This is a genomic window from Bacillus sp. AFS012607 (assembly GCF_002558005.1).
Classification (GTDB): Bacteria; Bacillota; Bacilli; order Bacillales; family Bacillaceae_G; genus Bacillus_A; species Bacillus_A thuringiensis_S.
This window is the reverse complement of record NZ_NTVM01000028.1, coordinates 14,432-30,103: the sequence shown is the minus strand read 5'-3', so window position 1 is coordinate 30,103 and position 15,672 is coordinate 14,432. Positions and strand designations below refer to the sequence as shown.

Here is a 15,672-nt window from a genome sequence, read left to right as displayed (position 1 = left end):
ATCAACGATTTTTTAATTATATCTATCGTAACTCAAAATATATCAACGATTCGACAAGGAATATCGATTTACCGACAAAAAACGTCAATTCCTTTCTTATATAAGAAAAGGCTGTCCCAAATGGCACAGCCTTTTTCTCTATTCCTGAACCGTCACAATAACCCCATCCATATTGTTACCGGAAATTTCATACTGCTTGTTTGCTGGAACGTTCACTTTCGTATTCTCAGAAACTTTATAATAAGAAACAGTATATTTCTTACCTTCTACTTCAGTTGAAACCTCTTTTTCCTCTTTTAAAAACTCTAAATATTCCTCTAGTGTAAAATTCTTTTTTTGCATAATTGCGCTATGAGGTAGGCCGACATAACGGATATGCCATGGCTCATATTGAATTCCAGTAATGTTACTTTTATTTTTCGGATAACGTAATACAAAGCCATGCTTCCATACGTTCTCTTCAATCCATTTTCCTTCAGGCGCTTTCTCCATTTTTTTTTGAGTAGACCCAATGTCCAGTGATAATCCTAAATTATGTTCACTGTATCCTGCTGGAAGTGCATAATCAGATCCCATTTTTTCATATAGCTGTTTTTGCTCTTGGAAATCTCTATAACCACTACTAATCAAAAAATGGTTAACACTTTCTTTTCCAGCCGCATCGACAACGTTCAAAAACTTTTTCACAACATCCTTTGATAAACGAAGATTTCTATCAAATATTACATAGCCTCTTACTAATTCACTATTATGATTTATATTTATAATATCAGACCTAATACTATCTTTTTTTACTGGATAATCCCTGTTAACTAATAATAAATCACCCTTATAAATTTGTTCCTTCGTAATCTCTTTCCTCTCAGTGTTTGCCGCCTTTACTAGCTCATCTTTCCCGACAATTTTAACATCGATTTCCTTTTGAAATAAAGGTGATATATAAACGCCTACACATACTGTGCATGCTATAAAAAAAGAAATAAATACCCACTTTTTCATTTCTAGTTCCTCCTTAACGTAACTTACGTATAGAATAGAAAAAACTATTAAAATAAAAAGTGGGGTAAAGTTTAAATTTTTATTAAATTGTTACATTCTCGTCTTTTGGCAATCGTACTTCAAATATCGTTCTAACTACATTGCTTTCAGCAGAAATCGTACCATTATGCTGCTCGACAATATTTTTCGCAATGAATAGTCCAAGGCCTGTCCCGCCACGGTTCTCAGTTCTCGCTTTATCACCTGTGTAAAACATATCAAAAAGATACGGTAAATCTTCTTCTGGAATGCTATCTCCATAATTCATAATTTGTACGACAACTTCTCTATTATCAACATACCCATTCATATCAACAAATTGCCCATCATATCCGTAACGAACGGCATTTGTTAACAAGTTTTCAAATACTCTAGCTAACAATTTTCCATCACCGTGCATCGGTAAATGAGGGTCCACATTCAATCTAGCTTCTAAATGATGTTTTTCTAATAACGGATACAATTCCTCCTCTAACTGTATAAGTAACTCACTTATATCAATCGGCTTTTTATCCAGCTTTAGCATGCCATAATTCATACGTGTAATTTCAAATAGCTCATCAATTAAACTTTCCAGTCTTTGCGATTTTGTATATGCAATTGTGGAGAAATGTTTAATTTGTTCTTTTGTTAAATTTTCATCTTTAAGAATTAAATCTAAATATCCTAACACGGATGTTAATGGCGTTCTTAAATCATGAGCTAAATTTACAACAAGCTGATCTTTACTACTTTCAGCAAAATCTCCTCTTTCAACAGCTTCTTTTAACTTTTCACTTGCAACATTTATTTCACGCGCGATATTTCCAAACTCATCATTTGATGAAACTTGAACTTTATTCGTAAAGTTACCGTTCGCAAGATGATGAATCCCATTAGAAATTTCATCAAAGTATTTTAAATACGGTTTTGTCAAAAAGAAGAAAAAGATAATAGACAACGGAATAAAGAAAATTAAAAAGAAGTTAATGTCTCCAAATTCCCTTACCATTGACCTAAATTGTGCTAAAGGCTCTTCGTAGCGAACCATTGTTTTATAATACAGCTGCAATCCTTTATAAATTATATAAGTTACAGTTGCTGCAAGCACCATACTTAACGCAAATAAGGCAATCATTTTAAATCGAAAACTTTTCATCATATTAGCCATTGAAAGTATAACCTACTCCCCACACTGTTTTTATTAATTTATCCTTTCTTTTATCTTCTCCAAGTTTCTTCCGCAAAGTACGAATATGTACCATTACTGTATTTCCACCTTCATAATAATCATCCGCCCATACGTGCTGAAAAATATTTTCCACATTGTATACTTTCTTCGGATGACTCGCTAATAAATATAAAATATCGAACTCTTTCGGCGTTAATTCAATTTGCTCACCATACACATCAACCGTCCTGCGCTCAGGATTAATTACGACTCCGCCTATTTCTAAAGCAGATTTACTCTCCGCTACTTTCGGTTGATTTAACGTAAAAAACCTACGCAGTTGTGCATTTACACGTGCAACTAATTCTATCGGTGTGAAAGGCTTCGTCATATAATCATCCGCACCTAGTACAAGACCTGTCACCTTATCAAAGTCCGAAGTTTTCGCGCTTAAAAAAATAATTGGCATATGATGTTTCGCGCGAATTTGACGCGTCACCTCATAACCATCCATTTTCGGCATCATAATATCTAAAACTACCAAGTCGATTGGCTGCGCTTCAATAATATGAACCGCCTCTTCCCCATCCGCTGCTTTCACAACATGGTACCCTTCTTTTTCTAAATGTATCTCAATTAAGTCAGCAATTTCCGCCTCATCATCAGCTATTAAAATTGAAATGCGCTTCATTTTACTCCCCCTTTTTCATTCCATTTTTATACGCTCGATTGTAAACTAGTCTATCCAATTTGTACAATACGAAAAGGCTACTCGTTACAGTAACCTTGGTAAATAAAATTATATCAGCGATTATTGAAATATATCGACTTACCGACAATGAACGACAAAATCCTCTCGCTACTTGCGGGCATCCTAATGAAACTTCCATTTACCGTTCAAACACAATCCGCTGCTTCGTGATTTCCGCCAGCCTTCCGCGATCTACTTCATACTCAGCATCAACGCTTTGCGGCACCATCACTTTCCCGCCCTCAAGCGTCACTTCCGGTGAAATAATATCCCTCTGCCAATGTCTACTAGAAGCAGATATGTCGCCTGGAATCGTAAAGTTAGGTAATGAAGCAAGAGCAACATTTTGCGCTCGTGAAATCCCCATCTCCACCATACCACCGCACCAAACTGGTATGTTATGCTCCATGCAATAATTATGAATTTGAACCGATTCTGTTAATCCGCCCACTCGCCCTGGTTTAATGTTAACGATGCGGCAACTACCAAGTGTAATCGCAACGCGTGCGTCTTCTAAACTATGGATACTTTCATCTAAACAAATCGGCGTTTCAATCTTCTTCTGCAGCTGTGCATGATCGAGAAAATCGTAATCTGCTAGCGGTTGCTCAATCATCATCAATTGAAATTCATCTAGTCGTTTCAGTTTCTCTGTATCCGCTAATGTATACGCTGAATTTGCATCAGCCATTAACGGGATGTGCGGGAACTCTTTACGAATCTCTTTCAATAATTCGTAATCATGCTCTGGCTTTATTTTCACTTTAAAACGCTCGTACCCTTCTTCTGCGTACTTCTCGATTTGTTTTAACATAACCGGAATCGTATTGATCCCAATTACAACGCCGACTTCAATTTCAGGGCTAGCTCCTCCAAGAACTGTCGCTAGCGATTTCTTTTGACGCTTCGCATATAAATCCCAAATAGCCCCCTCTATTCCGGCTTTTGCCATTCGGTTTCTTTTTATATGTTGAAATAGACCCGGTACCTCATTCGGATGAGAAATTTCAGCCTTTAATAAATCAGGTAACAAAAAGTCTTGCAGTACATGTAGTGCTGTCTTCACCGTTTCTTCCGTATACCACGGTTCAGAAAATGCAACGACTTCCCCAAATCCGATGTACCCGTCTGTATCCTCTAATTCAATAACAATACTCTCACGCTTTTCGTAAGTCCCGTAGCTCGCAGCAAACGGGATTACGAGTGGCATTTCCGTTATATACAGTGTCGCTTTTTTTATTTCCACTACATCTCCTCCACTAATTGTCTTAGCTCTCGTCTTAACAATTTTTTCGAAGCATTTCGTGGTAATTCCTCTAAGAAACACGCTTTTTTCGGCACTTTATATTTCGCTAATTTCTCCTCGCAAAAATGAATAATTTCTTCTTCTGTTACCTCCCCATTTTTTACAACAAAAGCAGCTGGTACTTGTCCCCATTTATCGTCAGTCATACCGACGACACCTGCTTCTGCTACCATCGGATGAGAAAGCAACACTTCTTCAATTTGGGCCGGATATATATTCTCTCCGCCAGAAATGATTAAATCACTGCGTCGATCTAATACGTATAAAAATCCTTCTTCGTCTAAATAACCGAGGTCACCAGTATGAAGCCATCCATTTTGAATGGTTTCGCGCGTCGCATCTTCACGGTTAAAATAACCGCCTGTTACGTTCGGTCCTTTTACTACGATCTCGCCTTCCACTAACGGCGGCACTACTACACCATCTTTTTCAATACGAAGTTGGCACTGAAATAGTGGTTTCCCGGCAGACCCTACTTTCGTTAACATGTAATCCGCGGATAACGTACAAATTTGCGACGACGTTTCTGTCATACCGTACGTTTGATATACAGGAATTCCTTTATCTACACATGTTTCGAGTAACGGTTTCGGCGCTGGTCCTCCGCCAAGTAACATACATCGTAAAGAAGATGGATATGTCTCTTCTCCAAGTCTCTCTAATAAGTCAGTTAACATTTTAGAAACGACAGAAATAATTGTTACGCCTCTCGTTTGAAGTGCTTTATGAATAAAGTCAGCATCATATTTCGGAACGAGTAAAATGCGCATTCCGTACATAATATTTTTCATTAAAAGAGATAACCCGCCAACGTGGAACATCGGCATACAGGCTAACCAACAATCATCATCACGAAGCCCTAAATTAAGCGAAGAGCCTACCGCGCTTGCCCAGTGATTACCGTACGTTAAAATAACGCCTTTCGGTTTCCCAGTCGTCCCAGACGTATAAATAATTGTCATCGCTTCTTCTAAAGTGAATTCTTCTTGTATAGAGGCTTCCGCCTTCGGTCCATTCATCACTTCGGCGAATGGATATACAGGAACATCTTTAGCTTGAAAATCTTGATCCGTTACTAAACATACAACCTCAGCATCCTCCATTTGCCAAAGTAGCTCTTCTCTTGAAAGACGCGTATTTAAAAGTACAGCTACTGCCCCTACATAAGATAGGGCGTGAATAACTGTAATCATCTCCATACCATTTTTCATCAGAACAGCCACCTTTTGCCCACGCTTCACTCCTACATACGTGAGGTGTTCACAAACAGATACTACTTTTTCATGCAGCTGCACGAAAGTAACTTTCTCTTCCTCTATTTCAATTGCAGTGCGATCTGGTGTTAAAAATGCACGTTGCTTTAACCAATTTGGCATCGTCTCCATCATACATTCTCCTTTCATGAAAGAAAGAGACTTGATATGACATCAAGTCTCTTAGTTGTTTTGTTTCCGGTTTGATCTCATCTAGCTGCGCCTCCTAGCCCCTTCCGTCTAAGAACCTTCCGCACGAGAAAGTAAAGTACACTTTCTGTGCGAAAGAACCTTAGCCTACGAGGCTAAACAGTCGGTCGTTTCACGCCTTCCTACGAGGCAAAAAGCGCCTCTATGTCAGGAGTTCCAACGCCCTCTTGTTCTATGCGAGCCGCTTCCGCTTTTGGTTTGATCACGGGAAACGAGGGAATTGACCGAAGTCCGGACTGCGTTTTTCTTTGAACGCGTCGCGACCTTCTTTTGCTTCGTCAGTTGTGTAGTACAATAACGTTGCATCTCCAGCTAGTTGTTGAATACCAGCTAGACCGTCTGTGTCTGCGTTGAATGCAGCTTTTAGGAAACGAAGTGCCATTGGGCTGTTTGCTAAGATTTCTTGTGCCCATTGTACTGTTTCTGCTTCAAGTTCTTCTAATGGTACTACTGTGTTTACTAAGCCCATATCAAGCGCTTCTTGTGCACTATATTGACGGCATAGGTACCAAATTTCGCGAGCTTTCTTGTGGCCTACCATACGAGCTAGGTAACCAGCTCCGTATCCACCGTCAAAGCTTCCTACTTTAGGACCTGTTTGTCCGAATACAGCGTTGTCTGCAGCGATTGTTAAGTCACATACGATATGAAGTACGTGTCCACCACCGATTGCATAACCTGCTACCATTGCGATAACTGGTTTAGGAATTGCACGAATTAGACGTTGTAAATCTAATACGTTTAAACGAGGGATTTGGTCGTCACCTACATATCCACCATGACCGCGAACTTTTTGGTCGCCGCCAGAACAGAATGCACGTCCACCTTCACCTGTTAAAATGATAACGCCAACATTTGCATCATCACGAGCGTGTGCAAAAGCGTTGATTAACTCCATTACCGTTTTTGGACGGAATGCGTTATGTACTTCAGGACGGTTAATCGAAATCTTTGCGATACCATTGTATGTTGAATAAATAATATCTTCGTAATTGCCTTCTTTTACCCATTCAATAGCCATTACAACTACCTCCTTGTATATTTCTGATTTCATCTATAAGCGTGGCTTCCTTCTTGCTGAAAAAAGTATCACTGCATAGTTTTTAGAAATCCCTTTACTATTGTATCAAACTTTTCCGGTTGTTCCACATGAATTGCATGGCCAGCACCATCAATTTTGACAAATTTCGCGTCAGAGACGCATTTTTCGATATTTTTTAATATGCGAAAGAACTTTTCATCATGCTCCCCGTTCATTAAAAGAACAGGCATTTTCAAGTTGTGTAGCTCATCCCACCATGAAGGCTGAGCCCCTGTTCCCATGCCGCGTAAGCTATTGGCAAGTCCTTTTGGATTGTTAGCAAGTCGTTCTTTTCGCACTGCTTCTTGTACGTTTTTTGCTAAACTTTTTTGCGTTTCAAATAGCGGAATATTTTCCCACATTAATACAAAACTTCGGATGCCTTCTCGCTCAATTTTATCAGCAAGTCGCTCATCCTTTTCACAACGTTCTTTTTGGTCCTCTTCACTTTCAAGCCCAGCTGTACAATTTTCTAATAAAAGAGAATGTACATACTCTGGATATAGACATGCCAGAGTAATCGCCAGTCTACCGCCCATTGAATAGCCAAGTACGTGCGCTTTTTCAATATGAAGGTAATCTAGTAGTTCTTTCATTTGCAATGCCGCATTTCGAATATCATAATGATTCACATCTTCGGGACTTTCTGTTTTTCCATGCCCAACAAGATCTACTACAATAACTTGAAACTGCTCACTCCATGAAGGGATAAAAGAACGCCACGTTTCCATGCTTCCCGTAAAACCATGAAGAAGTAGAAGTGGTTCCCCGCTTCCGACTACTTCATATTCATACGATACACCTTGCAGCGTTACGTTCATTTCGATTCACCTTGTAAAGATGTAGTAATCACGTCCATCGTTTTTGCCCATAATGTCCGGTGCAGTATTAAGTTTTCATCACGGTTCGTACAAATTTCCACAACGTGTAAACCTTCTGTAGTCGTTCCTTTTTGTACCTCTTCTCGGAAGCTTTCCCAACCATTTACACGGCTAAATGAACCACCGTACATTTTAACAACGTGTTCATAATCAAGACCAATTGGTGTTCCAAATAATGATTCGAAATGTTCCTTTTTCTCATACTGTGGTAAGAATGAGAAAATACCGCCACCGTCATTATTTACAACGACAATTGTTATATTTAATTCATGTAATTTCGCGGCTAACAGTCCATTTAAGTCGTGATAAAAGGATAAATCACCGATCACTAATACGAGCGGATCGCAAATAATGCTCGCTCCTAAAGCTGTCGAAATGATGCCATCAATCCCATTCACACCGCGGTTTGCCATAACTTGAATATTTTTATCCAATGTGAAGAAGAATGAATCCGTATCACGAATTGGCATACTATTACTCGCAAAGAATGTTGCCCCGTCTGGTAGTACGCGGACAATATCCGTAATAACTTTCCCTTCAAATGCAGTATCATATGTTTCCATTTCACGAAGCGTTTCCTTCGTTTTTTCGTTTATATGTTGCCACATTCCGAACCAATCATTCTTTTTCATAACTGGCATTTTTTCTATTAATGCACTGCAAAATACAATATCATTTGCTTGGACAACTTCTGTCGCAACGAGAGCTGGATCTCTCCATTGTCCAGATTCATCAACAACGATATGAACTGCTTTCGTTTGTTTTTTTATGAACTGCGTTAATGATTTGGAAACAGGCATACCACCAAAGCGAATCATAACTTCTGGCTTCCACGTTTCTTTTAACAGTTCATTTCGTAAAAATGTATCATAACAGTCGATTACCATCGTTTTATCGTGATGTCCGCTACGAATATTAGAAAGCGGATCTGCCAATATTGGATATCCAGTTTTTTCAGCTAATTCTGCCGCAAATGCTGCGAGTTCTGAATGACTATCGTCTCCACAAATAATAAGCCCCTTCTCCATATGTGAAAGGCGCCCTACAAGCGAATCTACATATTCACTCGGCATCGTCACGTTCCCTTGCTGAACTACTCCTGTATATTCCCCGCGTCCTTTATCCCATAAACCTTCTAATGAGAAATCCGGGATAAGCGGTTCGCGTACTGGAAAATTAAGATGAACAGGTCCTTGCGGCGCTAAACAAGCATTCGCTATCATACGCTGCGTTGTCATGCGAGCGTAATGATACATCGCTTCACTCGCTTCTGGAAGAGCCATCTCTGTAAATTGCTTCACAAATGTACCGTATAAATTGAATTGATTCATCGCTTGTGGTGCACCGACATCTCTTAATTCATGCGGTCTATCTGCCGTTAAGACGATAAGCGGCACTCGTGAATGAAAAGCTTCACATACAGCTGGATAGTAATTAGCTGCTGCCGTTCCTGATGTACACAATAATGCAACAGGACGTTTTTTCGCTTTTGCGATACCGAGCGCAAAAAATCCTGCAGATCTTTCATCTACATGTAAATATGTGTTCATTCCTTCGTGTTGTTCCATTAGTAGAGCTATCGGCGTTGACCGTGAGCCTGGACTAATGACAACATCACATACATTTAGACGCGTCAGTTCATCCACGAACGCGCCTAAATAATATGATAATGCTTCTATATGATTGTTCATTTCATTAATTCCTCCAAAGCACCAAGCATCGGTCTAAACTTCAAACTTGTTTCTTCATATTCAAGTTGCGGTACAGAATCAATTACAATCCCGCAACCGGCAAATAAGGATGCTTTCTCGCCATTTAATAACCCGCAGCGGAGTGCAACCGCAAACTCACCATTTCCTTCATCATCTATCCAGCCAATCGGTGCGCCATATAATCCTCTGTCTAACAATTCAACATCACGAATCAGTTTCATCGCTTCCAAACGAGGTGTCCCGCCAAGAGCTGGTGTTGGATGTAATTCTTCTACCATTGTTAAAAGACTCGCATCGCCTTTTGCCTCTACAGGCGTATATAAATGAATTAAGTTTTTCGTTGTTAATAAGCCCGGACTTTCCGGAATATTAACGGATTCGCAGTGCTCATTTAATACCGACCTAATCATATTCACAACATAACCGTGTTCAGCTAAATTCTTTTCATCATGAAGAAGCGCATTACTATTTCGCTTACTTTCTTCTATAGATTGACCATGACCAGTTGAACCAGCAAGACACATCGAAGTAAACTTCTCATCTTCTTTGCGAATTAACCTCTCTGGCGTCGCTCCTAAGAAGCATGCTCCTTTATAATCAAAAGAAAATACGTAACAATCCGGTTGCCCAATGCGAAGTGCTTCTAAGACAAGAGCAGAATCAATATGATGATCCATCTCTACTTTTAACTCCCTCGCTAATACAACCTTCTGCACGTTCCCCAGCTTCATTTCATCTTGTACTTTCTCAATGGCCTCCATCCAGCCTTTCGGATCCACTTCTACTTTAGAAGTAACTGTTAATTTCGATCCTTCTAATGCACATTTACTCTCCCAAAAAATTTTCTCTTCTAAAGAAATCATTTCGTTAGAAAGAGTCTCTGCACAATCTGTTGCTGAGACAAATGTATTCATCGTTAACCATGCTTTTTCATTTTTTACAGTTAATAAAAATGCTGGTAGTGAAAATGTCGTATCATCAAATTCTTTCCATAAGTCCGTTTTCTCTTTTTCTTGGTCAAATGAAAATCCACCAAATAAAAGAGGACCTGTTCCAAATTCGTATTTTTCTCTTTGTACAAATGCTTTCTCTTTTACTTTATCCCACTCGTCACGAGCAGTTTGAAAGCGTTTGTGAGAAGCAGTTGCTATAGTGAAAACAGAGCCAATTCCAGCAAATATTACATGCTGAGCCGGGTCTGCAAAATAACATCTATTTTCGAATGCAATCCTTTTTCCTGCTGCATAAAACAGAAGCGGATCCATCCAGTCTATTTGTTTTACGAAGCTAACCAATATTTTTTCATCAGTTGCACGCTTAATGGCTGCACTAAGAGCTTCTTGCAAGCCTATTTGTTTCGTTTGAATCACAATTGTCTCCCCCCTATGGGCGAAAAATAGTCATAATTACGCTTGATTTTAAGATACACCTCAAACGAAAGGCCTGTCAACGTTTAGCATTTCTGAGAAATTCACCTTCTCTTCCTAGAAAATAAACGTTGACACTAAATGATGCTTTTTCTACACTTAGTTGTGTACAATATGTGACCAAAGGAGGATTCAACATGGAAATGAACGTCAAAACGAATTCCTCTCCTACGGCGCCAAAGCCAAGTAAGCAAACAGGCTGGCGCATCTGGTGGAGTTTACTACGTCCCCATACATTAACAGCCGCTTTCGTACCTGTTTTCATCGGAACAGCATATTCGATGCAGGTCGGAGGTATAAATCAAATACATCTTCCTCTTTTCCTTATGATGCTTCTTGCTTGTCTTCTCATTCAAGCAGCAACAAACATGTTTAATGAATACTTTGATTATAAAAGAGGACTTGATCACGAAGGTTCAGTTGGTATCGGCGGCGCTATCGTTCGCGATGGCATTCAGCCAAAAACAGTGCTTAACTTAGCATTTGGATTTTTCGGCATCGCAATACTATTAGGTGTTTATATTTGTATGAATTCTAGCTGGTGGCTTGCTGCAATCGGTCTTGTTTGTATGGCCGTTGCTTACCTTTATACAGGTGGCCCACTTCCAATTGCATATACACCATTTGGAGAGTTGACAGCCGGATTATTTATGGGTGTCATTATTATTGGGATTTCATTCTTTATTCAAACTGGCACTGTAACATCAGAAGTCATTTTACTATCTATTCCAAGCTCCATTTTAATTGGTGCCATTTTACTAGCTAATAATATTCGTGACTTGGATGGCGATAAAGAAAACGGTCGTAAAACGTTAGCAATTCTCGTTGGACGTGAAAGAGCTGTCGGTGTACTTGCTTCAATGTTCATCGTTTCCTACATTTGGACAATTGCTTTAATTATCGTGGGCATCGTATCACCATGGATGCTTATCGTATTTTTAAGTGCACCGAAAGCATTTAAAGCGACGAAAGGCTTTATCGGCAAAAGCATTCCAATGGAAATGGTACCTGCGATGATTGCAACAGCAAAAACAAATACAATCTTCGGTTTCCTAATGGGAATCGGATTATTACTTGGATATTTCCTATAAAGTGAAACTTTAATCAATGGAGGGTTTGTTCATTTCCACTGATTATCAGCCCTCACCAATCGGGCGTTTACGGGCAGTTGATCTCTCACCTAGCTTCTTTGCTCCAGCCGAATTTGTAGGTGGGAGTTTTACTGCCCGGCAAATAGCGGGGTAAGAAGGAGCTGCTTATGCGGCTCCTTTTTCATATCTGAAATTCACCTCATAATTCCTACTCTCAACGCTCATACTATGTAAAGAAACTGAATTGTAGGAAGGTGGACGACTATGTTAACTCCACAACAAATAGGTCAATTTAAATCCATTTTAGAAAAACAAAAACAAGAACTAGAGCAAACGATACAAACTCATGAAAATACAGATCGTGCTTCTGAACGCGATTCAGTAGGAGAACTGTCTAGCTATGACAACCATCCAGGTGATATGGCTACAGAATTATACGAACGAGAAAAAGATTTCGGACTCATCGAATTTTGGCATAAACAACTAGATGATACAAAACATGCTCTGCAAAAAATTGAAGCGGGTACGTACGGCATTTGTGAAGTATCTGGTGAGGAAATCCCGTTTGAAAGATTAGAAGCAATGCCAACCGCGACAACATGTGTTCAACACGCGACAAATAAATTAAATATGGAGACGCGTCCAGTTGAAGAGGAAGTATTATCCCCTTCTTTCCACAAGCACGATGAAGACGACTCTGTTGAGTACGATGCGGAGGATGCATGGCAAGATGTCGCAAATTACGGAACGTCTGAAACGCCGTCCGATTTAGAAAGACAAGATTCAAAAAACTATAATGGCATGTACGTAAATAGTGAAGAAAACGTAGGCTACGTGGAGGATTTCGAAAACTTCATCGGTACGGATATGTATGGGAAAAACCCACAAGTTTTCGCTACAGAGGAACATGAAGAATATGAACAAATGCTTGATGACTTTGAAGAGCGTACCTTTAAGGGCGAATTATCTTCAAATGAATCTAGTTCCAAAGAATAAAAAAAAGCATTCCGAAAATCGGAATGCTTTTTATCGCTAGCTAATTAGTTTTTTGTAACGTTAGCTGCTTGTGGTCCGCGGTTTCCTTCAACGATTTCGAAAGAAACTTCTTGACCTTCTTCTAAAGTTTTGAAGCCGTCGCCTTGGATAGCTGAGAAATGTACGAATACGTCTTCTCCGCCTTCAACTTCGATGAAGCCAAAACCTTTTTCGCCGTTAAACCATTTAACTTTACCTGTTTGCATGTCATGTACCTCCTAAATAAAAATGAAACTATGAATCCACATGAAAAGGTGGATATAAAGGACATGAATGTATAACAAGCTTACAGCCTTTAATACAACGTGCTTTATTTCCGTACCACATTATGTAGCTCAATAGTGTTTTCACTATATCATGCTATGTCGAAAACGTCAAATGAGAACACTTTCATTCCATCATTTTTTATAATCCTAGTATAACCTTAAATTTTCATTCTACTTTTATTCGAAAATTAACAAAACTATAGTGTTCTAATTCTTTTAACTTCTGTACAATATAATTACTACATATTTATGAGGTGAAAAAATGCAAGCACATGAAATCGAATATAAGTTATATGGCGATGATATGCAATTTGTTGAAATTGAATTAGACCCAAAGGAAAGCGTTGTCGCAGAAGCGGGCGCAATGATGATGATGGAAGACTACATCGAAATGGAGACAATCTTCGGTGATGGTTCTGGCCCATCTAACGGTCTATTCGGAAAATTAATGGGAGCAGGTAAACGTCTCGTTACAGGTGAAAGCATGTTTATGACTGTATTTACAAATACGGGGCACGGCAAACGCCACGTCTCATTTGCTGCTCTTTATCCTGGTAAAATTATTCCTGTAGATTTAACAGAATACCAAGGGAAAATCGTTTGTCAAAAAGATGCCTTTCTTTGTGCCGCAAAAGGTGTTTCTATTGGAATTGAATTTACAAAAAAAATAGGAACTGGTTTCTTCGGTGGTGAAGGTTTCATCATGCAGAAACTTGAAGGTGACGGCCTCGCTTTCATGCACGCAGGCGGAACTGTATATAAACGTGAATTAAAACCTGGTGAGAAACTTCGCATTGATACAGGTTGTCTCGTTGCCATGACAAAGGATATTAACTATGATATCGAATTCGTTGGAAAAGTAAAAACAGCTCTATTTGGCGGTGAGGGTTTATTCTTCGCAACATTAGAAGGTCCTGGAACAGTTTGGATTCAGTCCTTAACACTTAGCCGATTAGCAGCACGCCTTACAAGCCCAGCAGCGCAAAGTACTGGTGAAGGTAGTGTATTAGGTGGACTTGGTCGTTTATTGGATGGGAAAGAGTAAAAAGGGCCCTTATGTTGGCATGGCCATCGACTAATATAATACTACAATTAAAACACCCTTGCTTGCAGTAATGCAGTGAAAGGGTGTTTTAATTTACGTCTACAAACGAGAAAAAGCAGATGAAATAAAGTAATAAGGTTTACTTCAGTAAAATAAGGTATATTATATTTGTTGAATAGATTCTCTTTCAAGACAAGAAAAGTAGGTGAACAAAGTGGGAAAATATCAATTAGATTCCAAAAGTCAGGTAGCTGTGGCAAAGTTTCATGAAAAACAGAAGCCTGCCAAATTTGATAAAAAGCAGCAACTTGAACAATTGCGTGCGGAGTATTTGAAAAAGAAGCAAAAATAAACAGATAAATAATATGTTTTGTTTCCCGAAATTTTCTGTATATAGTACGAACAAACACAAGAAAATAGGTAATTTATTCATCTTTCAAATATATACAGGCTATTTTTTCAAACCTCTTACAAGCCCAGCATTATAAAGTACTGGTGAAAGTAGTATATTAGGTGGCCTTGTTCGCCTTTTAGATGGAAAAGAGTAAAAAATGCCTCCAATGCAAAAAACATCGGAGGCATTTCTCTAAAGTTTATGAATATGGCATTTTATTTTTACTGCGGAGGGCTATACATACCATTTCGAATCATATAATACTCCATCGCGTCATTAAGCCATGCCTCTTCTTCTTCCGTGTAAGGAGATGGCATCATATTATTATATTGTTCTTCTACATTCTCTAATTTACCTAAAGAATACATTGTCTCTTCACCAACATACTTAAGAGTCGCCTTCATATGTTCATCAACCAATTTTTGCACTTCTGAATCCTCAATTTCTCTTCCAAATAACCTTTTCACTTCTTTTGCTAAACGCACAAACTCTTTATCAAGTGCTATGCCTTCTTCTTCCGGCTTATTATATAATCCATTAGCCAATTCTTTTGATACATATCCTTCAAGCCATAAACTTTGTTCGTTTTCTTTTTGAATGCTGTTAATTAGACTCATTAATATGTCACTATCCAACTCTTCATCTTCCTCAAGACATACCCTTGTTCGTTCAAGCGCCTTTATCGAAACTTCAATGTGTTTTTTCTTTTCTTCAAAGGCTTTTCTTTGTTGTTCCAACGTTTCTTTTAAACTTACATTCAAACTTGGAATTGTAAGCATGACGCGTATTTCTTCTAAACTATATCCTAATACTTTAAGACTGACTATTTTCTGTAGCTCTAATATATCTTTTCCTTTGTACACACGGTGACCAGAGCTAACGTTCTTTTCAGGTTTAAGTAGTCCAATTTCATCGTAATATTGTAGTGTCCGTATTGATGTGCCTGTTCTCTTTGAAAACTCACCAATTGAACAGCCTTCCTTTTTGCTCATCTTACACTCCTCCTAACAATATGTTTACAAAAATCATACT

General features: G+C 38.8%; 15 protein-coding genes. 4 read left to right on the top strand and 11 right to left on the bottom strand.

From position 1 onward, the window contains the following. Positions 1-138: 138 nt before the first annotated feature. From CN409_RS26030 to CN409_RS25980, 9 genes are all read right to left on the bottom strand, one after another. Entirely contained in the window at positions 139-999 is an 861-nt protein-coding gene (locus tag CN409_RS26030; protein ID WP_000759400.1) for a D-Ala-D-Ala carboxypeptidase VanY, read from the bottom strand. 82 nt (positions 1,000-1,081) lie between these two features. Beyond that, positions 1,082-2,188, bottom strand: a complete 1,107-nt coding sequence (locus CN409_RS26025; RefSeq protein WP_000002603.1) for a sensor histidine kinase — start codon at positions 2,186-2,188, stop codon at positions 1,082-1,084. Beyond that, positions 2,181-2,879, bottom strand: a complete 699-nt coding sequence (locus CN409_RS26020) for a response regulator transcription factor (protein WP_000822507.1) — start codon at positions 2,877-2,879, stop codon at positions 2,181-2,183. Before CN409_RS26020 ends, CN409_RS26025 begins: the two co-directional genes overlap by 8 nt. Positions 2,880-3,078: 199 nt before the next feature. Then, entirely contained in the window at positions 3,079-4,185 is a 1,107-nt protein-coding gene (menC, locus tag CN409_RS26010; RefSeq protein ID WP_000403313.1) for an o-succinylbenzoate synthase, read from the bottom strand. After that, positions 4,185-5,630, bottom strand: a complete 1,446-nt coding sequence (locus tag CN409_RS26005; RefSeq protein ID WP_170955810.1) for an o-succinylbenzoate--CoA ligase — start codon at positions 5,628-5,630, stop codon at positions 4,185-4,187. The genes menC and CN409_RS26005 overlap by 1 nt, the downstream gene beginning before the upstream one ends. A 280-nt stretch (positions 5,631-5,910) precedes the next feature. Further along, on the bottom strand, positions 5,911-6,729 hold the full coding sequence (gene menB / locus CN409_RS25995; RefSeq protein WP_000963888.1) for a 1,4-dihydroxy-2-naphthoyl-CoA synthase: 819 nt from the start codon (positions 6,727-6,729) through the stop codon (positions 5,911-5,913). 68 nt (positions 6,730-6,797) lie between these two features. Continuing rightward, positions 6,798-7,610 (bottom strand): 2-succinyl-6-hydroxy-2,4-cyclohexadiene-1-carboxylate synthase, encoded by an 813-nt coding sequence (gene menH / locus CN409_RS25990; protein WP_001103351.1) that lies wholly within the window; start codon positions 7,608-7,610, stop codon positions 6,798-6,800. After that, positions 7,607-9,361, bottom strand: coding sequence for a 2-succinyl-5-enolpyruvyl-6-hydroxy-3-cyclohexene-1-carboxylic-acid synthase (gene menD / locus CN409_RS25985; RefSeq protein ID WP_001059211.1), 1,755 nt, complete (start codon positions 9,359-9,361; stop codon positions 7,607-7,609). Before menD ends, menH begins: the two co-directional genes overlap by 4 nt. Then, entirely contained in the window at positions 9,358-10,752 is a 1,395-nt protein-coding gene (locus CN409_RS25980; RefSeq protein ID WP_000616702.1) for an isochorismate synthase, read from the bottom strand. Before CN409_RS25980 ends, menD begins: the two co-directional genes overlap by 4 nt. A 194-nt stretch (positions 10,753-10,946) precedes the next feature. On the opposite strand from CN409_RS25980, the gene CN409_RS25975 reads away from it, so the two are divergent. Then, positions 10,947-11,900, top strand: a complete 954-nt coding sequence (locus CN409_RS25975) for a 1,4-dihydroxy-2-naphthoate polyprenyltransferase (RefSeq protein ID WP_000425770.1) — start codon at positions 10,947-10,949, stop codon at positions 11,898-11,900. A 264-nt stretch (positions 11,901-12,164) separates the two neighbouring features. Beyond that, positions 12,165-12,896, top strand: coding sequence for a yteA family sporulation protein (locus CN409_RS25970; protein ID WP_000957356.1), 732 nt, complete (start codon positions 12,165-12,167; stop codon positions 12,894-12,896). Positions 12,897-12,940: 44 nt separating this feature from the next. Here the strand turns inward: CN409_RS25970 and cspD are convergent, their stop codons facing one another. Then, entirely contained in the window at positions 12,941-13,141 is a 201-nt protein-coding gene (gene cspD / locus CN409_RS25965) for a cold-shock protein CspD (protein ID WP_001193052.1), read from the bottom strand. Positions 13,142-13,463: 322 nt separating this feature from the next. On the opposite strand from cspD, the gene CN409_RS25960 reads away from it, so the two are divergent. Continuing rightward, positions 13,464-14,246, top strand: a complete 783-nt coding sequence (locus tag CN409_RS25960) for a TIGR00266 family protein (protein WP_097981099.1) — start codon at positions 13,464-13,466, stop codon at positions 14,244-14,246. Positions 14,247-14,460: 214 nt separating this feature from the next. Then, on the top strand, positions 14,461-14,598 hold the full coding sequence (locus CN409_RS32030; RefSeq protein ID WP_000521641.1) for a hypothetical protein: 138 nt from the start codon (positions 14,461-14,463) through the stop codon (positions 14,596-14,598). Between the two features lie 263 nt (positions 14,599-14,861). Here CN409_RS32030 and CN409_RS25950 read toward each other — a convergent pair whose 3' ends face one another. Further along, positions 14,862-15,632, bottom strand: coding sequence for a MerR family transcriptional regulator (locus CN409_RS25950; protein WP_000037218.1), 771 nt, complete (start codon positions 15,630-15,632; stop codon positions 14,862-14,864). Positions 15,633-15,672 lie beyond the last annotated feature (40 nt).